Annotated in this window: 25 protein-coding genes and 2 tRNA genes; 10 read left to right on the forward strand and 17 right to left on the reverse strand. The window is 68.4% G+C overall.

The features are described from left to right. Positions 1–41 precede the first annotated feature (41 nt). Positions 42–449, forward strand: a complete 408-nt coding sequence (locus AZOLI_RS15345) for a hypothetical protein (protein WP_014188079.1) — start codon at positions 42–44, stop codon at positions 447–449. Positions 450–457: 8 nt separating this feature from the next. Here AZOLI_RS15345 and AZOLI_RS15350 read toward each other — a convergent pair whose 3' ends face one another. Genes AZOLI_RS15350 through AZOLI_RS15360 form a run of 3 tightly spaced genes read right to left on the reverse strand, consistent with a single transcriptional unit; the run spans position 458 to position 2380 of the window. After that, positions 458–1345 (reverse strand): S49 family peptidase, encoded by an 888-nt coding sequence (locus tag AZOLI_RS15350; RefSeq protein ID WP_044551397.1) that lies wholly within the window; start codon positions 1343–1345, stop codon positions 458–460. Positions 1346–1394: 49 nt separating this feature from the next. After that, positions 1395–2141: a tRNA1(Val) (adenine(37)-N6)-methyltransferase gene (locus AZOLI_RS15355; RefSeq protein ID WP_162488216.1), complete on the reverse strand. Its 747-nt coding sequence runs from the start codon at positions 2139–2141 to the stop codon at positions 1395–1397. 32 nt (positions 2142–2173) lie between these two features. Then, entirely contained in the window at positions 2174–2380 is a 207-nt protein-coding gene (locus AZOLI_RS15360; RefSeq protein WP_014188082.1) for a putative signal transducing protein, read from the reverse strand. Between the two features lie 117 nt (positions 2381–2497). Between AZOLI_RS15360 and AZOLI_RS15365 the strand changes: the two genes are divergently transcribed. From AZOLI_RS15365 to AZOLI_RS15375, 3 genes are all read left to right on the forward strand, one after another. Next, a complete protein-coding gene (locus tag AZOLI_RS15365; RefSeq protein ID WP_014188083.1) occupies positions 2498–3514 on the forward strand; it encodes a polyprenyl synthetase family protein in 1017 nt (338 codons plus the stop codon). A gap of 131 nt (positions 3515–3645) precedes the next feature. Further along, positions 3646–3722 (forward strand) — tRNA-Pro (locus AZOLI_RS15370). 203 nt (positions 3723–3925) lie between these two features. Next, positions 3926–4002: transfer RNA gene (locus AZOLI_RS15375), tRNA-Pro, on the forward strand. 51 nt (positions 4003–4053) lie between these two features. On the opposite strand, the gene AZOLI_RS15380 is transcribed toward AZOLI_RS15375, so the two are convergent. Further along, positions 4054–4788 (reverse strand): substrate-binding periplasmic protein, encoded by a 735-nt coding sequence (locus AZOLI_RS15380; protein ID WP_014188084.1) that lies wholly within the window; start codon positions 4786–4788, stop codon positions 4054–4056. Between the two features lie 252 nt (positions 4789–5040). Next, positions 5041–5805: a metallophosphoesterase family protein gene (locus AZOLI_RS15385; protein WP_044551781.1), complete on the reverse strand. Its 765-nt coding sequence runs from the start codon at positions 5803–5805 to the stop codon at positions 5041–5043. 278 nt (positions 5806–6083) lie between these two features. Here AZOLI_RS15385 and AZOLI_RS15390 point away from each other — a divergent pair, with 278 nt between their 5' ends. Next, positions 6084–7346, forward strand: coding sequence for an ABC transporter substrate-binding protein (locus AZOLI_RS15390; protein WP_014188086.1), 1263 nt, complete (start codon positions 6084–6086; stop codon positions 7344–7346). A 162-nt stretch (positions 7347–7508) separates the two neighbouring features. Here the strand turns inward: AZOLI_RS15390 and AZOLI_RS15395 are convergent, their stop codons facing one another. Next, the gene (locus tag AZOLI_RS15395; protein ID WP_014188087.1) at positions 7509–8153 is read right to left on the reverse strand and encodes a trimeric intracellular cation channel family protein; all 645 of its coding nucleotides are present in this window, start codon (positions 8151–8153) and stop codon (positions 7509–7511) included. 76 nt (positions 8154–8229) lie between these two features. After that, positions 8230–8790 (reverse strand): hypothetical protein, encoded by a 561-nt coding sequence (locus AZOLI_RS15400; RefSeq protein ID WP_014188088.1) that lies wholly within the window; start codon positions 8788–8790, stop codon positions 8230–8232. Positions 8791–8949: 159 nt separating this feature from the next. Here AZOLI_RS15400 and AZOLI_RS15405 point away from each other — a divergent pair, with 159 nt between their 5' ends. Next, positions 8950–11403 carry a heavy metal translocating P-type ATPase gene (locus AZOLI_RS15405; RefSeq protein WP_014188089.1) on the forward strand — a complete coding sequence of 818 codons (2454 nt, stop codon included), beginning with the start codon at positions 8950–8952 and terminating at the stop codon, positions 11401–11403. An 8-nt stretch (positions 11404–11411) separates the two neighbouring features. Next, a complete protein-coding gene (gene cueR, locus AZOLI_RS15410) occupies positions 11412–11798 on the forward strand; it encodes a Cu(I)-responsive transcriptional regulator (RefSeq protein ID WP_044551783.1) in 387 nt (128 codons plus the stop codon). Between the two features lie 407 nt (positions 11799–12205). On the opposite strand, the gene AZOLI_RS15415 is transcribed toward cueR, so the two are convergent. Beyond that, positions 12206–12403 carry a hypothetical protein gene (locus tag AZOLI_RS15415; RefSeq protein WP_014188091.1) on the reverse strand — a complete coding sequence of 66 codons (198 nt, stop codon included), beginning with the start codon at positions 12401–12403 and terminating at the stop codon, positions 12206–12208. A gap of 3 nt (positions 12404–12406) precedes the next feature. Next, positions 12407–12592 carry a hypothetical protein gene (locus tag AZOLI_RS15420; protein ID WP_014188092.1) on the reverse strand — a complete coding sequence of 62 codons (186 nt, stop codon included), beginning with the start codon at positions 12590–12592 and terminating at the stop codon, positions 12407–12409. A gap of 147 nt (positions 12593–12739) precedes the next feature. On the opposite strand from AZOLI_RS15420, the gene AZOLI_RS15425 reads away from it, so the two are divergent. Continuing rightward, positions 12740–14176, forward strand: a complete 1437-nt coding sequence (locus AZOLI_RS15425) for an MFS transporter (RefSeq protein ID WP_014188093.1) — start codon at positions 12740–12742, stop codon at positions 14174–14176. Between the two features lie 37 nt (positions 14177–14213). Here the strand turns inward: AZOLI_RS15425 and AZOLI_RS15430 are convergent, their stop codons facing one another. The 4 genes from AZOLI_RS15430 to metX all read right to left on the reverse strand — a co-directional run bounded on the left by AZOLI_RS15430 (position 14214) and on the right by metX (position 17248). Further along, entirely contained in the window at positions 14214–14780 is a 567-nt protein-coding gene (locus tag AZOLI_RS15430) for a PRC-barrel domain-containing protein (protein WP_014188094.1), read from the reverse strand. A 274-nt stretch (positions 14781–15054) separates the two neighbouring features. Beyond that, complete coding sequence (locus AZOLI_RS15435; protein ID WP_014188095.1) at positions 15055–15306, reverse strand: DUF3072 domain-containing protein; 252 nt, start codon at positions 15304–15306, stop codon at positions 15055–15057. 77 nt (positions 15307–15383) lie between these two features. Continuing rightward, on the reverse strand, positions 15384–15995 hold the full coding sequence (gene metW / locus AZOLI_RS15440) for a methionine biosynthesis protein MetW (RefSeq protein ID WP_014188096.1): 612 nt from the start codon (positions 15993–15995) through the stop codon (positions 15384–15386). A 20-nt stretch (positions 15996–16015) separates the two neighbouring features. After that, a complete protein-coding gene (gene metX, locus AZOLI_RS15445; protein ID WP_014188097.1) occupies positions 16016–17248 on the reverse strand; it encodes a homoserine O-acetyltransferase MetX in 1233 nt (410 codons plus the stop codon). Positions 17249–17442: 194 nt separating this feature from the next. Between metX and AZOLI_RS15450 the strand changes: the two genes are divergently transcribed. Together AZOLI_RS15450 and hisC are read left to right on the forward strand one after the other, a co-directional pair. Beyond that, complete coding sequence (locus AZOLI_RS15450; protein ID WP_014188098.1) at positions 17443–18339, forward strand: chorismate mutase; 897 nt, start codon at positions 17443–17445, stop codon at positions 18337–18339. 148 nt (positions 18340–18487) lie between these two features. Next, positions 18488–19579 carry a histidinol-phosphate transaminase gene (gene hisC, locus AZOLI_RS15455; RefSeq protein ID WP_014188099.1) on the forward strand — a complete coding sequence of 364 codons (1092 nt, stop codon included), beginning with the start codon at positions 18488–18490 and terminating at the stop codon, positions 19577–19579. 63 nt (positions 19580–19642) lie between these two features. Here the strand turns inward: hisC and AZOLI_RS15460 are convergent, their stop codons facing one another. The 4 genes from AZOLI_RS15460 to AZOLI_RS15475 are packed head-to-tail and all read right to left on the reverse strand — an operon-like array spanning position 19643 to position 22308. Then, on the reverse strand, positions 19643–19834 hold the full coding sequence (locus AZOLI_RS15460; protein WP_014188100.1) for a DUF2283 domain-containing protein: 192 nt from the start codon (positions 19832–19834) through the stop codon (positions 19643–19645). Beyond that, a complete protein-coding gene (locus tag AZOLI_RS15465) occupies positions 19831–20076 on the reverse strand; it encodes a DUF4258 domain-containing protein (RefSeq protein WP_014188101.1) in 246 nt (81 codons plus the stop codon). Before AZOLI_RS15465 ends, AZOLI_RS15460 begins: the two co-directional genes overlap by 4 nt. 16 nt (positions 20077–20092) lie before the next feature. Next, on the reverse strand, positions 20093–21385 hold the full coding sequence (locus AZOLI_RS15470) for an amidohydrolase family protein (protein WP_014188102.1): 1293 nt from the start codon (positions 21383–21385) through the stop codon (positions 20093–20095). After that, positions 21385–22308 carry an ABC transporter permease gene (locus AZOLI_RS15475; RefSeq protein ID WP_014188103.1) on the reverse strand — a complete coding sequence of 308 codons (924 nt, stop codon included), beginning with the start codon at positions 22306–22308 and terminating at the stop codon, positions 21385–21387. The genes AZOLI_RS15470 and AZOLI_RS15475 overlap by 1 nt, the downstream gene beginning before the upstream one ends. Positions 22309–22312: the final 4 nt, after the last annotated feature.

A 22312-nucleotide genomic window follows, 5' to 3' on the forward strand; every position in this document is an offset into this window, starting at 1 on the left:
TGTACCCCTGCGGTTCGCCACTGACCGCAGGGGATGGTCCCATGTCGATGATGGCCAACAGCGAGGCCACGCAAGCGATGCGCATCCGGGCGGAAGACGTCCTGGAGCGCAAAGGGACGCCTGCGTCCCGGCAGGCGGGTGCGCTGGCCGGCCAGTTCGCGGCGATGCTGGAGACCCTGAACGGGGTGGGGGAGGGTGGCACCTCCGGTGCGGACGGAACGGGAGTCGTGCCGAACGCCCAGCCCGCGGTTCGCCTCGGCGTCGGTGCGGTCACCCTGTTCGCCCAGGATGTGGGGCAGGCCGACTTCGGCATGGACGCCGCAGCGGCGGTGCCCGATCCCCAGGACCCGGCCACCGCGATGCAGGTGGTGGAAAGCGCCATCCAGGCCGGCGACGGCTCCAACTTCCGTTGGCTGACCACCCTGATGACCCAGAACTCGGCGGCGTGAGTTTGAGCCTATAGCCCCAGCCTTGCCCGCGCGGCCCAGTCGTCCAGCGAGGCGCGGGCGGCGGCAACCAGGGCGTCGGCGAAGGCTTCCGGCGCTCCCGCATCATGAAGCGGCGCGCTTCCCCCCGTCCGCAGGCCGAGTCGCCGCAGCATGCCGCGCTCCTGCTGCACCACGCGCAGCCGCACCTTCTCGCCGAAGCGGCCGCGCATGACCGAGCGCAGGTCGCCCAGCCCGTCGATCAGCCCCAGGGCCAGCGCCTTGCGTCCCGCCCAGAAGGCGCCGGAGAACAGCTCCTCCTCCGACCCGGTCAGTCGGGTGCCGCGCCGGTCGCGGACCATCGCCTTGAACGCCTCGTGGATGTCGGCCTGCAGCGCCTTCAGATGGGCGACGCCGTCCTCGCGTTCCGGCGAGAAGGGGTCGAGCAGGACCTTCTTGTCGCCGGCGGTGTAGAGGCGCCGCTCGATGCCGTGGCGCTCGATCAGCCCATGCAGGCCGAAGCCCGACGAAACGACGCCGATGGACCCGACGATGGAGCTTTCGTCGGCCCAGATCTCGTCAGCCGCGCAGGCCAGCCAATAGCCGCCCGATGCCGCCGCATCCTCGCAGAAGGCGAAGACCGGCACCTTTTTCTCCTCCGCCAGATCGCGGATCCGCTTGGCGATCAGGGCCGATTGCACCGGCGACCCGCCCGGCGAGTTGACGATCAGCGCCACCGCCTTCTGGTCCTTGGGCGCGAAGGCGCGCTCCAGCAGCGGGGCGACGCCGGCCAGCGACAGGCCGGAGCGGAACGGGCCGCCCTGGCCGATGACGCCGGTCAGGCGGACGACGGACACCAGCGGCCCGGCCTTGCGCCAGGGGCCGAAGGGGAGTTTGGCGAGAAGGGATTTGAGGCTCATGCCGGCAGAGATGGGATTGAAGTCTTCCGTTTGAAAGGCTCCGTCCGCGCTAAAAAATAAGCGCTTCCGCATCGCGCAGCACCCGCTCCGCCGCCGGGCTGTAGCCGCCTTCGGCCTTGTGGACGGTCAGGCCGGCGGTCAGCCGGGCCGGCGCCCTGCCGCCCTTGCGCGCGACCAGCAGAAGCCGCTTGGCCTCCACGCCCGGCTTCGGCCACAGCGGCACCAGCACGAGGCTGCCGAACCGGCCGCGCAGCGCCTGCAGGATGTCGTCGATGCGGTCGGCGCGATGGACCATCGTCAGCGTGCCGCGCGGCTTCAGCATCGCATCGGCGAAGCGGATCCAGTCCGGCAGCCGCGCCGCTCCCTCCATGTTCGCGGCGGCCTTCCAGTCGTCGGGCGGGCGGCTGGCCGCGCCGGCCTTCAGATAGGGCGGATTCATCATCACCCGGTCGAATCCGCCGGCGGGCAAGCCGTCGGGCGGAGCCAGCAGGTCGCCCTGCACCACCTCAACCCGCTCGGCGACCCCGCTCAGGACCGCATTGCGGCGGGCGAAGGCGCAGGCGTCGGCCCGCTGCTCCAGCCCGACGACGGCGGCGCCCGGCACCCGGACGGCGAGGCACAGTGCCGCAGCCCCGGTGCCAGTGCCGACGTCGAGCACCCGCTCGCCATCGGTCGCGGCGGTGATGGCGGCGAGGAAGACCGGGTCGATGGCGGCACGATAGCCGCCATCGGGCTGGAGCAGCCGCACCCGCCCGTTCAGCAGGTAATCCGGCTGTGCTTGCGCGTGTGGGTCCAAGGATGCTTCCGCCTGCGGAACGAGGTCGTCACTCACGCTTCGCCGGCCTCGCGCAGGATGCGGACGGCCCGGTCGGCATCGTCGCCGTCCACCATCAGCCGCCGCGGGATGGCGCCGATGGATCCCTCCAGGATGCTGGTATGGGTGTCCAGCACGATGGTCTCGATCCCGGCGTCGGCCAGCAGGGCGACCAGCCAGGACAGGCGGACGGGGTCGGTGGTGCGCAGCAGCTCGATCATCGTGTCTCGGAGGAATGGGCGTCTCGAAAGAACGGTCCCCTGCGGACTTGACCGAAGAGGCTAGGCCGTTATGCTCCCTAGCGCAAATTCTGGCGTCAATCACCCGTGGAGTCGACCTTGGCGGTCGTGACCAACTTCGAGCCGAAACGGCGCAAGTCTACCCCGCTCGACGACCTGACCGCTTTGGTGGCCGAGGACCTCAGCGCCGTGAACCAGATCATCCTCGACCGGATGCAGTCGCAGGTCGAGATGATTCCCCAGTTGGCCGGCTACCTGATCGCAGCCGGCGGCAAGCGCCTGCGCCCGGTGCTGACTCTGGCCGCCGCCAACATGTGCGGCTATCAGGGCGAGCATCACCGCCTGCTGGCCGCGGTGGTGGAGTTCATCCACAGCGCCACCCTGCTGCATGACGACGTCGTCGACGAAAGCGACCTGCGCCGCGGCATGGCCTCGGCCAATGCGGTGTTCGGCAACAAGGCCAGCGTGCTGGTCGGCGACTTCCTGTTCTCCCGCGCCTTCGAGATGATGGTGGAGGTGCAGTCGCTCGACGTGCTGCGCATCCTGTCGGGCGCCTCGGCCATCATCGCCGAGGGCGAGGTGCTGCAACTGCGCACCACCAACGACACCGAAACCAGCGAGCAGGCCTATCTGGAGGTCATCAAGGGCAAGACGGCCGAGCTGTTCGCCGCCGCCTGCCGCGTCGGTGCCGTCGTCGCCAACCGCCCGCAGGCGGAGGAGCTGGCGCTCTACGATTACGGCATGAATCTGGGCATCGCCTTCCAGCTGGTCGACGACGTGCTGGATTATTCGGCCCTGCAGGCGAAGCTGGGCAAGACCGTCGGCGACGATTTCCGCGAGGGCAAGATCACCCTGCCGGTCGTGCTGGCCTTCCGCCGCGGCAACGACGAGGAACGCACCTTCTGGCGCCGGGTGATGGAGGAGCTCGACCAGAAGGACGGCGACCTGGAACATGCCCAGGCGCTGATGGCCCGCCACAACGCCTTGAAGGATACGGTGGAGCGGGCGCGCCATTACGGCTCCATCGCGCGCGACAGCCTGGGGCTGTTCGCCGAGGGGCCGATCAAGCAGGCCCTGCTGGAAGTCATTGATTTCGTGATCGATCGCGATTTCTGAGAGTGCGGCAAGGGGGGTGGGCGGCGGTCCGGATCTTTTTGACGATGACGCATTTTTTGCGTTGCGCGCCGGGGCCGGACCGTTTATACACCCCCTCCACCGGCGGACGACATGCCCGCCGGTGACATGACCGGAGAGTAGCTCAGCCTGGTAGAGCACTGCTTTCGGGAGGCAGGGGCCGGAGGTTCGAATCCTCTCTCTCCGACCATAGATAAAGGGCTTCTGGAGAAATCCAGGAGCCCTTTTTCCGTTCTGCGCCCAGGAGTCCCGGCAGCGAGAGCGCCTGACTTCATGTGTTTCGGGAATGGCAAAGATGCAGCATCCCGCCTGTGACTTTGCATTGCGCGGCGGTGCGGAACCGTTTATACACCCCCTCCACCGGCGGACGGCACCGCCCGCCGGTGACCTGATCGGAGAGTAGCTCAGCCTGGTAGAGCACTGCTTTCGGGAGGCAGGGGCCGGAGGTTCGAATCCTCTCTCTCCGACCATCGATAAAGGGCTTCTGGAGATATCCGGAAGCCCTTTTTCATTTGGGGCGGTTACTCCAGATAGGCATCGATGATGCGCTGGGCGGTTCCGTCGGCCTTCATGCCGTCGACCGCCGCCTTCAGCCTCTCGACGATCTGCGGCGAGCATTTGAGCGAGCAGGCGAGATAGACGTCGTCCCGGTCGAGGGCCTTGCCGATCACGATCTTTTCAGGACGACCGGATTTCTTCCATTTCCACAGGGTTTCCGGCGTCCCGTTGAACCAGGCCTCGTCGCCATTCGCGCTGAGGACTTCGGTTTCCTTCTGTCCGACCCTGATGATGCGAAGCTGGCTCGGCGGGAAGCCTTTGCTTTTCAACAGCTCTTCCTGGGCGGTGCCCTGGCCGACGATGATGCTGGTCAGCTCGGTCCTGGCCTGATCGTAGCTGTCGATCGACTTGCCCACCGCGGCGAAGCTGCGATCCACGGTGAAGATGTTGGCGATCCAGGTATAGTGTGCCTCCCGTGCCGGGGACCGGGCAAGCGGGATGATCAGCAGGTTCTCGCCTTCGGCGACCTCCTGCTGCCCGCGCTTCCACGGCATGAAACTCATCTGGCTTCGATAGCCGGCGCGCTTCAGCGCTTCCAGCGTGATGTCCGCGATGAAGCCGCGCTGGTCCGGCCCGTCCGGCTTGTCCATCGTCAGCGGCGGTGCATCGACGCTGTGGATCGTGAGCGTTTCGGCTCCGGCCGAAGCCGCGGTGGCCGACAGCACGGCGGCCACTGCGGCGAGAAGGTTGGCCCGCATGCGTATCCTCCCCAGCTGGCGGTGACGCACGCCCGGACTGGGATGGTGCCGGGAGACCGCGTTCCGCACAGTATCGTTTTGTATCGACACCTCGTTGACGACACCGGGCCGCCGCGGAATCCGTCGGGGTCCGGTGCATCGTGGGCGAACGTTCAACAGGTGTAGTTCGCGGGCGCTCCTGTCAAATTGCCGGGCAACCCATCGGAGGCTTAATCGTTTCTTAGCCATGCCACCCATGGGTGGCGGCGGCGATCAGACGGTGCAGAGGAAGCGCCGTTCCGTCCCCTCCAGAACCAGGGCGGTCAGCCGGTTCGTGGCATAGGCGCCGGTGTCGATGCCGATGCGGTTGGGCAGCAGCTCCGGTTCGGGCGCGATGGTGTGGCCGTGGACGACGATCTTGCCGTGATCGGCGCGCGAAGCCAGGAAGGTCTCGCGGATCCACAGGCGGTCCTTGTCCTCCTGCCGGTCGAGCGGAATGCCGGGGCGGATGCCGGCATGGACGAAATGATAGTCGCCGATGGTCAGGTGGTTGCGCAACCCGGTCAGGAAGGCGCGGTGGTGGGGCGGCAGCAGGCCGTTCAGCATCGTCTGCGCCTGCTGCAGATGCTCCGGCGGGGCGTCGGGATCGGGCGCTGGGATGCCGTAGCTTTCCAGTGTCGCGTCGCCGCCATAGGTCAGCCAGCCGGGTGCGATGCGCAGGTCGGACAGAAAGCTCAGCATGGTGTCCTCGTGGTTGCCGCGCAGGAACACGGCGCCGAAGACCGGTGGCAGACCGCAGGCGAGCCGTTCGATCACCAGCCGCGAATCCGGCCCGCGGTCGACATAGTCGCCAAGGAAGACAAGGTATTTCAGAAGGTTCGGCGCCTGACCGGCGTCGTGGGCGATCTGGCCCAGCATCTGGTCGAGCAGGTCGAGCCGGCCGTGGATGTCGCCGACCGCATAGACTCGCATGCCGCGCGGCACGGACGCGGGTCCGGCCCGGCCACCGAAGGGACCGGCCGAGGGAGCGCCCGACATGGCCTCCGCCCACAGTTTGCGTGCCAAGCTCAACACGAGATCGGTCTCTAATTCGTCACAACCCGTTCCGTAACTTTTGGGCGGGCCGTGCCTCCTTCAAGTGCCTCTTCAAAAGGATCATCCTGTTGCACCGCAAAACGCCACTTGCTCTCCGTCCCGGCCATTTCCTTGCGCATTGAAGGGCTTCGGCGATTCCACTTTGACAGGAAGGGCCGTGCCGGTGGACTCTTCGGTCGACCAAAGTCGCATCGCGTCCAGCCAAAAGGCCCCGTCGCATCATGACCAACGATCATAAGAACCGCTCCACCGGAGGACTCGCCCTTTCCCGCCGCACGCTCGGCCAGGCCGCCATCGCCGGCGGCGTGCTGGCCGGCTTCGGCCGCGCTCCGGTCTTCGCCCAGGACACCACGCTGAAGGTCGGCGTGCTGCTGCCGCGCTCCGGCCTGCTGGCCCAGGCGGGCCAGGCCTGCCAGCGCGGCGCCGACATCGCGCCGGCGGTGCTGTCCGACCTCGGCTACAAGATCGAAGTGATGTCGGCCGACACCGAATCGAACGCCGACGTCGCCCGCTCGCGCACGGAAAAGCTGATCAACGACGGCGCCCATGTGATCGTCGGCGCCTTCGACAGCGGCCAGACCGCCGCCGCCGCCCAGGTGTGCGAGCAGCGCGGCGTGCCGCTGGTGATGAACATCGCCGCCGCCGACAAGCTGACGGAGCAGGGCTACAAGACCGTCTTCCGCAACTTCCCGACCTCCACCATGCTGGTGTCGAACGGGATGTCGCTGATGAAGGATTTGTTCGCCGCCACCGGCACCACGCCGAAGACCGCGGTGTTCCTGCATGCCAACGACACCTTCGGCATGGCGAACAAGGCGGCCATCGACGCGCTGTTCCCCAAGCTCGACATGCCCTTCCAGATCCTGGAATCGATCGCCTACGACCCCAAGGCGCAGGATCTGGCGGTGGAGGTGGCGAAGGCCAAGGCCACCGGTGCCGAGCTTGCCATCGTCACCACCCGCGCCAACGACGCCATCATGATGGTGCGCGAGATGGTGAAGCAGCGGTGGGAACCGAAGGGCATCGTCTCGCCCGGTTCGCCCGGCCTGTATGACGAGCAGTTCTACAAGGTGCTGGGCAAATACGCCGACTACGCCATCACCAACCTGCCCTGGTACGATCCCAAGGCGGCGATGACCAAGCGCGTCGAGGCGGCCTTCAGGAAGCAGTTCCCCAATGACCGCTTCGAGGGCTATGCCTTCAACGTCGCCTTCACCTTCGAGGCGATCCTGGTCGCCGCCGACGCCTTCAAGCGCGCCGGCACCGCGGAGTCCTCGGCCCTGCTGGCGGCGTTGCGCCAGACCAACCTGTCGGACAAGCTGATGGTCGGCCCGGCGATCACCTTCGACGACAAGGGCCAGAACACCAGCCTGGTGTCCGCCTGCATCCAGAACCACAAGCTGCGCCCGACCGTCGTTCTGCCGAAGGCCTCGGCCGAAGCCGACCCGGTCTTCCCGATGCCGGGCTGGGGCAAGCGGGGGTAAGGTCGCGATCCCGGAGAATCCCCCTCTCCCCCCCGGGGAGAGGGTCGGGGTGAGGGGAAGCGCGGCGGGATTTCAACAAACGTCCTGCCGCGCATCCCCCTCACCCTCCCCACCGCTTCGCGGCGGGTCCCCTCCCTCTCCCGGGGCGGGAGAGGGTTTCCTTCAGCTCCCCGGCGCTCTCGGCGCGCTCCAGTTCCGCCGCACGCTGACCACGCGCAGCACGAACACGGCGAGCGCGCCGGCCACCGCGACCGGCACCGGCGGCAGGTCCAGCTCCTGGCCGGCGATCACCACCGCGGCGCCCAGAAGCGAGGCCATGGCGTAGATCTCCTCGCGCAGCACCCGCGGAACCTCGGCCACCAGCATGTCGCGCATCGCCCCGCCGCCGCAGGCCGTCATCACGCCCAGCAGAGCTGCCGGCAGCGGGCTGAGCCCATAGGCCAGCGCCTTGCCGCAGCCGGCGACGGTGAACAGCGCCAGCCCTGCGGCGTCCAGCACCATCACCGGCTTGCCCAGCCGGTTGATCGGCTTGTGGAACAGGAAAGCGGTCAATCCGGCGGCCAGCGCGACCATCAGATAGCGGTCATCGTGCAGGCTGGCGGGCGGCAGCGCGCCGATCAGCAGGTCGCGCATCACCCCGCCGGCGAGTGCGGCGGCCAGCGACAGCACCATCACCCCGAACAGGTCCAGCCGCTTGCGCACCGCCAGCGTGCCGCCGCTGAGCCCGAAGACGAACACGCCGACGAAATCCATCACCGTCAGCAGGATGGACAGGTCGGTCGGCATCGGAATGGGAAGCGGCGGCATGACGGGGCTCGGATGGGGGAAGGAAATGCCCACCGATTGAGCACGGCCGCCCCCGCGGCGCCAAGCGAAACCTGTGCTACACCGAATCGGGCGCCGACAGCCGGATGCCCATCCGCCGCGCTTCCAGCATGAAGGCGCGGGTCATCTGCAGCAGGTCGGTGCGCCAATAGAGCTGAGTCAGCGGATCGTCCAGGAAGCCTTCCGGCATCATGGCGTAGCAATAGGTCTCCACCACCCGCACCTCCTGTTTCCACGGATCGACGCCGTCGCGCCAGCCGATGGTCCAGCCGGCATGGCCGGCGCCGATGGCCCAGCGTTCGAAATGCGGGGCGATGGTGTTGCTGTCGATGGGGTCCTTCACCGGCACCTGATAGATCGCGACGAAACGCCAGACATTCAGTTGAAGCCTCATCAGCAGCGAATCGCCGAAGGCGCCGATGCGATACAGGCAGTCGGGCGAGCCGGGGGCGTGGCTGAAGGTGACCTCCGCCCGCCGCAGTTCGCAGAGCGGCGTGGCGGACGGGGCGTCGGCCAGTGGCGGCGTCTCATACTCCACGGCGCGCAGATCCTCGACGACGTCATGGGTCAGCATGCGGGAAACGCGGCTCTGCGCCTCGGCGATGGTCAGGCGGGTCAAGGGGCTGGTCCCTTCCTCTGGCTTGCGGTCAGGACACGAACGCCCCCGTCGGGCCTTTTGTTCATGAATCGGCGACTCTGCGTCGATCGGCCCCTTGACCTTCCAATGGTTGGAAGCCCCATATCACTCCATGCCGAGCGGAATCGAAGGAGAACCGGCATGACCACGACCCAGACCAGCAGCAGCGCGGCGACCGCCGCCGCACCCCCGACCGACCTCGACCTCGGCGTGTCGGGCATGACCTGCGCGTCCTGCGTCCGCCGGGTGGAGAAGGCGCTGGGCCGGGTGCCGGGCGTCACCGCCGTTTCGGTCAATCTGGCGACGGAGCGGGCGCGGCTGACCTTCGCCGGCCGGCCCGACGCCAAGGCCGCGGCCGAGGCGGTGGAGGCCGCCGGCTTCCAGGCGGAACGGCGGGAATTCGACCTGTCGGTCACCGGCATGACCTGCGCCTCCTGCGCCGGCCGGGTGGAGAAGGCGCTCGGCCGGCTGCCGGGCGTCGAGTCCGCTGCGGTCAATCTGGCGACCGAGCGCGCCCATGTCGTCGCCTTTGCCGGCAGCCTCGACAGTGCCGATCTGATCGCTGCGGTGGAGAAGGTCGGCTTCGGCGCCGCCCCGGTCGTCGAGGACGGCGGCAACGCCGAGGAGGAGGCGCGGGCCGACCGTGGCCGGCGCGACCTGCGCCATGTGCTGATCGCCGCGGCCCTGTCGCTGCCGCTGCTGGCCGGCATGGTCGGTGACCTGTTCGGGGCGGACTGGATGCTGCCGGGCTCGGTGCAGCTGGTCCTGGCCAGCATCGTGCAGTTCTGGCTCGGCGCGCGCTTCTACCGCGCCGGCTGGAACGCGGTGCGGGCGGGGGCCGGCAATATGGATTTGCTGGTGGCGCTGGGCACCTCGGCGGCCTGGGGGCTCAGCCTCTACCTGATGCTGACCGCGCATGACGGGCACCAGCCGCATCTCTATTTCGAAGCCTCCTCGGTCCTCATCACCTTCGTGCTGTTCGGCAAATGGCTGGAGGCGCGGGCGAAGGGCCAGACCGCGGCGGCGATCCGCGCCCTGATGGATTTGCGGCCGGCGACTGCCCGGCTGCGCCGCGACAGCGTGGAGACCGAAGTGCCGGTGGAGCGCGTGCGCGTCGGCGACCATGTGGTGGTCCGGCCCGGCGAGCGGGTGCCGGTCGACGGCCGGGTGGTCGAGGGCTCCGGCGGCGTCGACGAGTCGATGCTGACCGGCGAGAGCCTGCCGGTGGACAAGGAGCCGGGAGCCCGCGTCACCGGTGGCTCGATCAACGGCGACGGCCTGCTGGTGGTGGAGACCACGGCGGTCGGCACCGAAACCATGCTGGCGCAGATCGTCCGCATGGTGGAAGGCGCCCAGGCATCGAAGGCGCCGATCCAGCGGCTGGTCGACCGGGTCAGCGCGGTGTTCGTCCCGGCGGTGCTGGCGGTGGCGGCGCTGACGCTCGCCGGCTGGTGGATCGTCGGCGGCGATCTGGAGGCGGCCATCGTCACCGCGGTGTCGGTGCTGGTCATCGCCTGCCCCTGCGCGCTCGGTCTGGCCACGCCGACCGCGATCATGGTCGGCACCGGCGTCGCCGCCCGCCACGGCATCCTGATCAAGGACGCCGAGGCGCTGGAGCGCGCCCATGCCCTGACCGCCATCGCCTTCGACAAGACCGGCACCCTGACGGAGGGCAAGCCGCAGGTCACCGACCTGCTCCCGGCCGATGGGGGGGACGGCCCGTCCCTGCTGCGTCTCGCCGCCGCGCTCCAGGCCGGCAGCGAGCATCCGCTCGCCCACGCGCTGCGGGAGCGGGCCAAGGCGGCCGGCATGGCGGCGGAGTCGGTGAGCGACTTCCGCGCGCTGCCCGGCCGCGGCGTCGCCGGTACGGTGGCGGGACGGCGCCTGCAACTCGGCAATGCCCGCGCGGTGGAGGAGGCCGGACTGCAGCCGGGCGCTCTCGCCGCCCAGGCGGAGGCGCTGGCGACGACCGGCCGCACCCTGTCCTGGCTGATCGAGGTCGGCGATGCGCCGCGCCTGCTCGGCCTCGTCGCCTTCGGCGATACGGTGAAGGACAGCGCGGTGACGGCGGTCACCTCGCTGAAGGCGCAGGGGGTGGAGCCGGTGATGGTGACCGGCGACGGCTGGGGCGCTGCCCGCTCCGTCGCTGCGGCGCTCGGCATCGAGCGGGTGTTCGCCGAGGTGCTGCCCGGCGACAAGGCCGCCGTGGTCGCGACACTGAAGGGGGAGGGCAAAATCGTCGGCATGGTCGGCGACGGCATCAACGACGCCCCGGCGCTCGCCGCGGCCGATGTCGGCATCGCCATGGCGACCGGCACCGATGTGGCGATGCACAGCGCCGGCGTCACCCTGATGCGTGGCGACCCGCGGCTGGTGGCCGGGGCCATCGACGTGTCGCGGCGGACCTATTCGAAGATCCGGCAGGGGCTGTTCTGGGCCTTCGCCTACAACGTGATCGGCATTCCGCTGGCGGCGTCGGGCAATCTCAGCCCGGTGCTGGCGGGGGCGGCGATGGCGCTCAGTTCGGTCAGCGTGGTGGTGAACGCCCTGACCCTGCGCGGCTGGGTACCGCCGAAGCGGGAGGATGCGCGATGAAGGACGGCATGACCATCGGGGACGCCGCCAAGGCATCGGGCGTCAATGCCAAGCTGATCCGCTATTACGAATCCATCGGCCTGATCCCGGAGGCCGGGCGCACGGCGTCGGGCTACCGCGTCTATAGCGGCACGGACGTCAACGTGCTGCGCTTCGTCAAGCGGGCGCGGACGCTGGGTTTCGGGATCGAGCGCATCCAGAAGCTGGTCGGGCTGTGGCAGGACCGCACTCGCTGCAGTTCGGAGGTCAAGCGGATCGCGCTGCAGCACATCGACGAACTGGAGGCGAAGATCGCCGAACTCCAGGCGATGCGCGACACGCTGCATGAGCTCGCCGACGCCTGCCACGGCGACGAACGGCCGGAATGCCCGATCCTGAAGGACTTGTCGTCGTGATGAACGCCACCCCCCCAACAATCCCCTCTCCCCCCCCCGGGGGCTATGGCATTCACACAACTCCAGGCATCGCTAAGCTTCTGAGACAAAAGGAACTTTGCGTCATCCCCGCGAAGGCGGGGATCCAGGAAACTCCACAGATCAGCGGCGGATGTGGCTGGATTCCCGCCTTCGCGGGAATGACGGCCGACAAAATTGCTTTATTTCAACGTTTTAAGTGACGCTGAGATGTGTGAATGCCATAGCCCCCCGGGGAGAGGGTTAGGGTGAGGGGGATGCGTGGCGTGACCTATCGAAACTGAAGCCACGCCCCTGTCATCGAAAAATCCACCCCATGCTTCCCCCTCACCCCGACCCTCTCCCCGGGGGGGAGAGGGGGAATCCCCTTGGGGAGAGGGCTCTATCTCCTACCGCTTCGTCTTCGGGTCGTGCGTGTGGTGGATGTCGCGTTCGCCGCCGCCGCTGGAGCTGCCGGAATGGCGGCTGTTGGTCGGTTCACCCGGATGCGGGTGCTTTTCCGGCGGCGATTCCGGCTTGTCGGCGTTCTGGTGGCTGCTGCCGGGACCGCCATGGTGGCGGTCGGTGGCCTCGCTGTGCTTGGTCATGCCTCACCGATCCTGCTGATAGCCCTGGTGGGTGGTGTTCTGCCGGGTATTGCCGGGCTGGCCCTGTTCCTTGGTGTTGGGGGCGCCGCGGTTGCCGGCGCCGTCGTCGGGCGAGGCGCTGGTCGCCGGCTCGCCGGGACCCTTGTCGCTGCGGCCCTCGGGTGGAACGGGCGGGATGTGCTTGGTCATGGTGGCGCTCCTTGATGTTGGCTCGCGTCCCATTCCAACAGGAGGGCGGGGGAGGGGTTCCGGTCTGACATAGTCCCACCCCTGCGCTCGGCTTCCGCAATGCTTTCATGCGAAATTGCTGCGACCGCGCAACAGCGGTCGGCCTCTATGCTGACCGGCATGTCCAGTCCCCCCATGCCGACCGTCTCCGCCACCCCGTCCGCCACCCAGTCCGCTGTCCCGAAGCCGCCGGCCGTCGCCGACGGGCTGCCGGTGCCGCAACGCTATTGGGCGATGGCGGCGATGACCGTCGCGCTGATCATGGCGGTGCTGGACGGCGTGGTCGCCAACATCGCCCTGCCGACCATCCAGCGCGAGTTCGGCGTCGATGCCGCCGGTGCCATCTGGGTGGTCAACGCCTATCAGCTGGCGGTCACCGTCTCGCTGTTCCCGCTGGCGTCGCTGGGCGACATCATCGGCTACCGCAAGGTCTACTGGGGCGGACTTGCCGTCTTCACCGTGGCCTCGCTGGCCTGCGCCCTGTCGCCCAGCCTGCCGGTGCTGACCGCCGCGCGTGTCCTGCAGGGCATCGGCGGCGCCGGGATCATGAGCGTCAATCTGGCGCTGGTCCGCCACATCTACCCGTCCTCCCATCTCGGGCGCGGGGTCGGTTACAACGCGATGATCGTCGCGGTGTCCTCCGCCGCGGGGCCGAGCTTGGCGGCACTGATCCTGTCGGTCGCCTCCTGGCCCTGGCTGTTCGCCGTCAATGTGCCGCTGGGGCTGGCCGCGCTGGCGGTGGCGGCGCGGGCGATGCCGGTCTCCACCCCCGCCGGCCACCGCTTCGACTGGGTGAGCGCCCTGCTGAACGCCGGCATGCTCGGCCTGCTGATCATCGGCTTCAAGGGGGTGGACGGCAGTCAGCCCGGCTGGCTGGTCGCCGCCGAACTGGCCGGTGCGGTGGTTCTGGGCGTGACGCTGGTGCGGCGGGAGCTGTCGCAAACCGCGCCGCTGCTGCCGGTGGATTTGCTGCGCCGGCCGGTCTTCGCCCTGACCGTGGTGACCTCGGTCTGCGCCTTCGCCTCGCAGAACATCGTCTTCGTGGCGATGCCCTTCTTCTTCGAGGATGTGCTGCACCGGTCGCTGGCCGAATCCGGGCTGCTGATGACACCCTGGCCGCTGATGGTGGCGCTGGTGGCGCCGATCTCCGGCCGACTGGCCGACCGCTACGAGCCGACGCGGCTGGCCGCCGTCGGCCTGGCGCTGTTCGCCAGCGGGCTGGCGCTGATGGCGTTGCTGCCGCCCGATCCGTCGACGCTGGACGTTGTGTGGCGGATGGCGCTGGCCGGCTTCGGCTTCGGCCTGTTCCAGACCCCGAACAACAAGGTGCTGGTCACCAGCGCGCCGAAGGAGCGCAGCGGCGGGGCCAGCGGCATCCAGGCGACCGGCCGGTTGCTGGGCCAGACGCTGGGTGCTGCGACGGTAGGGCTGGTCTTCAGCGCGGTGGGCAAGGCGGACGGCAGCGTCACCGTGCTTTGGCTGGGCGCCGGGCTGTGCGCGGTGGCCTGCCTGACCGGCCTCTTCCGCCGCCGCCCGGCCGCCTGAGCCTCTCCGGCCGTTGGGCGTTATTGGCCGTCCGGCTTTACCGGTTGTCGGGGCGGGTCACCGTCGGCTCGCTGCCATAGGCGAAGGTCGGTGCCTTGCCGATGTCGGCCTGTTCCATGTCCAGCATCGGCCCATTCGGCCCGTTGGTCAGGGCGCCGGCCGGCAGCGCGACCAGCGTGTCGCCCAATCCCAGCACATCGTTCGGCGCGACGACGACGCGGTCGATCCGGTCGCCCGGCTGGCTCAGGGTGAAGTCGAGGATGCGGCCGCCCGGCTGGCCGTCGCGCGTGCGCAGTTCCGTCCCCACCATCGACCGGGCCTGATCGGGGTTGAGGGAAGCAGAGGGAAGGGCGGCCACCGGCGGCGAACCTGCAGGCGGAGCCTGGTTCTGCATTTCCCGTGAGGGGGCCTCGCCGCTGACGCCCGGCGGGGAAGCGACCGGCCCCGTGGTCGGCTGGTCGTCCGGCCGCGGCGCCGTCATCAGCGGCGGGGCGGCGCCCTGCGCCATGGTGTCGGGGGTGCCGGGAGCCGGCGCGGTCTGAGCCATGGCGGTGCCGGTCATCAGCAGCAGCGCGGCGGGCAGAAGCAAGATCGGGCGGAGCATGGGGCGACCCTTCCGTTCGGATTCGGTATCACCCTGATTAACAGCCCGACATGCCCATGGGTTGCCGGGGGGTAATTGCGGATCTCTCCCTCTCCCCCCCGGGGAGAGGGTCGGGGTGAGGGGGATGCACGGCGTGGCTTTCCCAAAGGTCCCGCCGCGCGTCCCCCTCACCCTAACCCTCTCCCCGCTTGCGGCGGATCTGCGATCCGCCTGTCGCGTCAGCGCAAACGAAGTTTGCGCGTGAGCGGGGGGGGAGAGGAATACAAATCCGGGATTACTTCCCGCGACCGGTCTTGTCCTGAAGCGCGTCGATCCGCTTGGACGCTTCCGCCTTGGTCAGTCCATCGTCGAAGGACTCCCCGGCCTCCTCGCTCAGCGTCTTCAGGTAGGAGGCCTGGGCGCCGGTCATCGGCTCGTCGCCGGTGGTCCAGTCGTCGGGGTTCTTGTCCCGGTTGGAGGTGTCGTCGCCGGTTTTCGGATTCTCGCGCGCTTGGTCGCGGGGATCGGCGGTGTGCTTGGCGGTCATGATCCGTACCTCGTCAAAAAAGAACGCATCATGAACAGCATCGCAGGCGGAAGGTTCCCGCCCGCATGCCGGAAAACTCACCCGCCGTTGCGCTTCAGCAGGAAGACGCCCTGTTCACCCAACAGGTTGGCGAAACCGGAATGGGCGTGGCTGGTGACCCGGCCGGCATGGTCGAGGATGCGGGTCTGCTCGATGGTGATGCCCATCTCCTCGGTCAGCACGACGAAGTCACGCAGCGTGCAGAAATGGATGTTGGGCGTTTCCCACCACTGGTAGCCCAGCTTTTCCGTCACCGGCATACGGCCGGTCAGCAACAGCTGCAGCCGCACCCGCCAATAGCCGAAATTGGGAACCGACACGATGGCGCGGCGGCCGATGCGGCACATCATCTGCAATACGTCACGCGGCTGCCGCATCGCCTGCAGGGTCTGGCCCAGGATCACATAATCGAAGGCGTCGGCGGGATAGTCCTTCAGGTCGGTCTCGGCATCGCCCTGGATCACCGACAGGCCGTGCGCCACGCATTGCCGCACGCCGTCCATGCTGAGTTCGATGCCGCGTCCGTCGACGTTCTTGGCGTGGGCCAGATAATCCAGCAGGGCGCCGTCGCCGCAGCCGACGTCCAGCACGCGGCTGTTCGGCTCCACCATCTCGGCGATCAGCTTCAGGTCGTCGCGAATGTCCACCATGGTCGGTCGTTCTGCCCCAATCAGCGCGCGCGGCGGCGGGCGGACAGGCCGCGATGCTCGGCGCAGCCCTCCAGGAAGCCGTGGATGACCTGATGGAACTCCGGCTCGTCCAGCAGGAAGGCGTCGTGGCCCTTGTCGGTTTCGATCTCCACGAAGCTGACATTGGCGGCGACGGCGTTCAGCGCATGCACGATGGCCCGCGATTCCGAGGTCGGGAACAGCCAGTCGCTGGAGAAGCTGGCAAGGCAGAAGCGCACCGGCGTCGTCCCGCCGCCCGGCCGGAAGGCGTTGGCCAGCGAACCCCCCGCATCGGCGGCGAGATCGAAGTAATCCATCGCCCGCGTGATGTAGAGGTAGGAGTTGGCGTCGAACCGCTCGACGAAGGCCGCACCCTGGTAGCGCAGGTAGCTTTCAACCTGGAAATCGGCGTCGAAGCCGTAGGTGACCGCCTTGCGGTCCTGCAGGTTGCGGCCGAACTTGCGGTGCAGCGCCGCTTCCGACAGGTAGGTGATGTGCGCTGCCATGCGGGCGACGGCCAGACCGGCCTCCGGCTTGGTGCCCTCCAGCAGATAGTTGCCGCCGCGCCAGTTCGGGTCGGCCATGATCGCCTGGCGCCCGACCTCGTGGAAGGCGATGTTCTGCGCCGAATGGCGGGCGGCGGTGGCGATGGGCACCGCGGAGAACACCGAGTCGGGATAGGCCACCGCCCATTGCAGCACCTGCATGCCGCCCATCGAGCCGCCGATCACGCAGAACAGCTTCTCGATGCCCAGATGCTCGACCAGCAGCTTCTGTGCCCGCACCATGTCGCCGATGGTCACCACCGGGAAGGACAGGCCATAGGGCTGGCCGGTGGCCGGATCGATGTCCTTCGGCCCGGTGCTGCCCAGGCAGCCGCCCAGCACGTTGGAGCAGATGACGAAATAGCGGTCGGTGTCCACCGGCTTGCCGGGGCCGACCAGCATTTCCCACCAGCCGGGCTTGCCGGTGACGGGGTGCTTTTCCACCACGAAATGGTCGCCGGTGAGGGCGTGGCAGATGAAGATCGCGTTGGATTTGTCGGCGTTCAGCGTGCCGTAGGTCTGGTAGGCGATCTGGAAGCCGCCGATCTCCACGCCGCTGTCCAGCCGCATCGGCCGGTCCACCGCCAGACGCACGCGCTTGCCCGGCATGACTTGGTCATCGGGGGCCGGGCTGTCGGCGACCGCGGGGGTGACCAGGGGATGCTGCGGCGCGGAGGGGGACGCGGACATGTCGCTTCGTGCCTTGGGAAGCGGTTCCGGCATTCGGATGCCTTGCGGCGCCTTGGCGGAAACCGTCGGTGAGCTTTGGCGGAACGGGAGGGTATAGCTACGAAGCCGGGCTCAAGAGTGTCAATGTTTTCTTTGATTTCGCAGCGCATGCGGACTACTACTAACCGGCTTTGCATTCGATGGTTTCTTGACCCATGGCCCCCGCCCGGACCCCGCTCGACGATTTGCGCCGCGAGATCGACCAGATCGACGACGCGATCCATGACCTGCTGATGCGCCGCGCCGCCGTGGTGGAACGCATCGGGGCGGCGAAGGGCAATGGCGCGGCCGAAAACGGGGCGCCGCCCGTCTATCTGCGCCCGGCGCGGGAGGCGACGATCCTGCGGCGCCTGATGGCCCGCCATGCCGGAACCTTCCCGGCCCAGGTCGTGGTGCGCATCTGGCGGGAGATGATCACCGCCTTCACCCGCATGCAGGGCCCCTTCGCCGTCGCCGTCTATGCGCCGGAGGACCGCCGCGGCTTCTGGGACGTCGCCCGCGACCATTTCGGCGGATTCGTGCCGATGACCGCCGTCAACACCCCGGCCGCCGCGCTCCGCGCCGTGTCGGAGGGGACGGCGACCGTCGCCGTGGTGCCCTATCCGGCCGACGACGATTCGGATCCCTGGTGGCGCTTCCTGGTGTCCGCCGACGCCGGCCGGCCGCAGGTGGTGGCGCGGCTGCCCTTCGGCGGGCGCGGCAATGCCCGCGGCGAGAACCGCGACGCGCTCGCCATCGCCGCCGTCCCGCATGAGCCGACCGGCGACGACCGCACTCTGCTCAGCATCGAGATCGGCGGCGACCTCAGCCGCGGCCGGCTGAAGGACATGCTGGAGGCCTGCGGCCTGACTCCGGTCAGCTTCTGCACCTGGCATCCGGCCGGCCACGCCATCGGGATGAGCACCGGCGGGCCATCCGTCCATCTGGTCGAGATCGCCGACTTCGTCGGGCAGGCCGACCCCCGCCTTGCCATGCTGCTGGAACGGTCGGGCGACATCCCGGTGCGGGTCAACGTCGTCGGCGGCTATGCCGTGCCGCTCGCTCTGGGCTGATGCGCGCGAAAGGGGCGAGCCGGCGGGGCGGATCCTGCCTTATCCTGCATCGCCGTGTCCTGAAACTGAACAGCGGCGCCAGGACTGTTCCAAACCGTTCCAAACGTTCCATTAACGCCCATCCAATCTGTCGGAAGGTAAGCAGACCATGACCCAGCCGAACGGCCCGCAGCCGCGTCCGGGGATTCTCGACATCGCCGCCTATGTCGGCGGCGAGCATCAGGGTCATATCCGCCTCGCCTCCAACGAAGGGGCGCTGGGGCCGAGCCCGAAGGCGATGGACGCCTATGCGGCGGCGGCCGCGACCCTGCACCGTTACCCCGACGGCGCCTCGGCGGCGTTGCGCGGTGCCATCGCCAAGCGCTTCAACCTGGATGCCGACCGCATCGTCTGCGGCGCCGGGTCGGACGAAATCATCAGCCTGCTGATCCGCTCCTATGCCGGGCCGGGCGACGAGGTGCTGTATTCGCAATACGGCTTCCTGATGTACCCGATCGGCGCCAAGTCGGTCGGCGCCACCCCGGTGACGGCGCCGGAGGACGGGCTGACCGCCAGCGTCGACAACCTGCTGGCCCGCGTCACCCCGCGCACCCGTCTGGTCTTCCTCGCCAACCCGAACAACCCGACCGGCACCTATCTGCCGGCGTCGGAGGTGGCGCGGCTGCATGCCGGCCTGCCGCCCGACGTCATCCTGGTCATCGACGCGGCCTATGCCGAATACATGAACAAGGACGACTACACCGCCGGCGAGGAGCTGGTGGAGAAGTTCCCCAACGTGGTGATGACCCGCACCTTCTCGAAGATCTTCGCGCTGGGGTCGCTGCGCATCGGCTGGTGCTATGGTCCGGCCGGGATCGTCGACGTGCTGAACCGGGTGCGTGGTCCCTTCAACGTGTCGACCGCCGCCCATGTCGCCGGCATCGCCGCGGTGGAGGATGCCGAGTTCCTCGACCGCTCCCGCCGCCACAATGAGCAGTGGCGCGAGTGGTTCTCCGCCACCGTGCGGCAGCTGGGCCTGACGGTTCACCCCAGCGTCACCAACTTCGTCCTGGTCGACTTCAAGGGCCAGCCCGCCGGCAAGGACGATGCCGAGGCCGCCCGCCAGTTCCTGAAGGCCCGCGGCATCCTGGTCCGCCAGATGCCCTCCTACGGCCTGCCGAGCTGCCTGCGCGTCACCATCGGCACCGAGCAGGAAATGCGCGCGGTGGCCGACGCGCTGCGGGACTTTTTGAAGGGGTAATGGGCCTTCCGACAAGGAAAAGCCCACCGGAACGACCGTTCCGGTGGGCTTTTTGCTGGATTCTCACTCCGCGGCGATTGGTATCGCTCCGGCTGCCATCTTCTCCTTGGCATTGAGCACCTCCAGAGCAACGATCCGGTTCTGATCGTCGAAGTCCAGAATGATGCCCGGGGCAACCTCCTGGGAATCGATGATGGTGCCCTCTGAAAAGCGCACGAACAGCGCGTCGGCTTCGGGATCGTATCGCGAGTTCATAGCTTGGCTCCCCGGTCTAGAAAGGCCGTGATGACCAGTATATCCGCACCGTCCCGCCGATGAACAACCCGGATGATCCGGTTGCCGGCTTCCGGGATGATCTTGAACGACCGCCATACGTCCGGTCCGCTGGGATCGGCTTCGATCCGGTCGGGGATTTCGATGGCGCGTTCGATCCATTCCAGAGCCAAACCCCGCTCTTGGATCGTCAAACGGGCGTGAGCGGTAAGGCTGAGCGTCATTGGCGCTGTCTCGCTCTCACCCCCGGTTCAGCAGGAAATCGACCGTCTCCGGCCGGCCCGGCAGGTCGAGCCTCGCCTGCACCGGCTCGCAGCGGCTGACGATCCGGCCGCGGCGCAGGACGAACAGGCGGGCGGCGCGGGTGCGGATCGCCTCCACCGCGCTGCCGGCTTGCAGAACCACCAGATCGGCGTTGCAGCCCGGCTCCAGCCCGTAGCCCTCCAGATGCAGCAGGCGGGCAGGGTTGACCGTCACCGCGTCGAAGGCGGCCTTGATGCCGTCCTGGCCGGTCATCTGGCCGACATGCAGGCCCATATGCGCCACCTCCAGCATGTCGCCGGAGCCCAGCGGATACCAGGGGTCCATCACGCAGTCATGGCCGAAGGCGACCGTCAGGCCGGCGGCCATCAGCTCCGGCACGCGGGTCATGCCACGGCGTTTGGGATAGCTGTCGTGACGGCCCTGGAGGACGATGTTGATCAGCGGATTGGCGATCACCCCCAGCCGCGCCTCCGCCATCAGCGGGATCAGCTTGGAGACATAGTAGTTGTCCATGGAATGCATGGAGGTCAGGTGGGACCCGGTCACCCGGCCGTGCAGTCCCAGCCGCTGCGTCTCATAGGCCAAGGTTTCGACATGGCGGGACAGCGGGTCGTCGGTCTCGTCGCAATGCATGTCGACCAGCAGCCCGCGCTCCGCCGCGATCTCGCAGAGCAGGCGGACCGACGCGGCGCCGTCGGCCATGGTGCGCTCGAAATGCGGAATGCCGCCGACCACGTCGACGCCCATGTCCAGCGCCTGGACCAGCAACTCCTTGGCACCCGGCGCACGGAGAACGCCATCCTGCGGGAAGGCGACCAGCTGCAGGTCGAGATACGGAGCGACGCGCTTCTTGACATCCAGCAGGGCTTCCACCGCCAGCAGGCGCGGGTCGCAGATGTCGACATGGCTGCGGATCGCCAGCAGGCCGCGCCCGACCGCCCAGTCGCAATAGGCGAGCGCCCGCTCGACGATGGCGTCCTGGGTCAGCTGCGGCTTCAGCTCCCCCCACAGCGCGATGCCTTCCAGCAGCGTGCCGCTCCGGTTCACCCGCGGCAGGCCGTAGCTCAGCGTGCTGTCCATGTGGAAATGGGCATCGACGAAGGGCGGGCTGACCAGCCGGCCGGTGGCGTCGATCTCCGCCACCGTCTCGCCCGCCAGATTCGCTTCGACCGCGGCGATGCGGCCGTCGCGGATGCCGATGTCGATGCCGCCATCAATGCTGCCACGGCCAACCGGCAGGGTGGCGCGGCGCAGGATCAGGTCGAACATCAGCGTTCTCCTTTGCGGTACGGGATCATCAGGGCGCGCGGGTAGGAGGCCCGGCGGGCCACCAGAACCAGCGCCAGGATGCTCAACAGATAGGGCATCATCAGGAACAGCTGGTAGGGCAGGACGCCGCCGCTCGCCTGCTGCAGCCGCAGTTGCAGCGCGTCGAACACCGCGAACAGCAGGGCACCCAGCATCGCCTTGCCCGGCCTCCACGAGGCGAAGACCACCAGCGCGATGCAGATCCAGCCGCGCCCGTTGACCATGTTGAAGAAGAAGGCGTTGAAGGCCGACAGGGTCAGGAAGGCGCCGGCCAGCGCCATCAGCGCGCTGCCCGCCATCACCGCGCCGATGCGGATGGCGGTGACGTTCAGCCCCTGCGCCTCGGCAGCGGCCGGATTCTCGCCGACCATCCGCACCGCCAGCCCGACCGGCGTGCGGTACAGCACATAGGCGACCACCGCCACCAGAAGAAAGGCGAGGTAGGTCAGCGGCGTCTGGGCCAGGGCGCCCGGCAGGCCCAGCGGCTGGAACGGCTCGACGGTCGGCGGGGTGCTGGCCTGCGGCAGGACGAGGCGGTAGACGAAATAGGACAGGCTGGTCCCCAGCAACGTCACGCCGATGCCGGTCACATGTTGCGATAGGCCGAGCGGTACGGTCAGCGCCGCATGCAGCAGGCCGAGCAGCGCGCCGCAGGATGCCGCCACCAGCACGCCGGTCCACAGATCGGCCCCCTGATAGACCGCCATCCAGCCGGCCATGGCGCCCAGCGTCATGATGCCTTCAATACCGAGATTCAGCACGCCGGCCCGCTCGCACAGCAGCTCGCCCAGCGTGCCCAGCACATAGGGGGTGGCGATGCGCAGCACCGCGGTCCAGAAGGCGGCGGATAGCAGTATGTCGAGGATGATCGACAGGAAATCCATGACC

It is taken from the genome of Azospirillum lipoferum 4B (assembly GCF_000283655.1).
GTDB classification, from domain to species: Bacteria; Pseudomonadota; Alphaproteobacteria; order Azospirillales; family Azospirillaceae; genus Azospirillum; species Azospirillum lipoferum_C.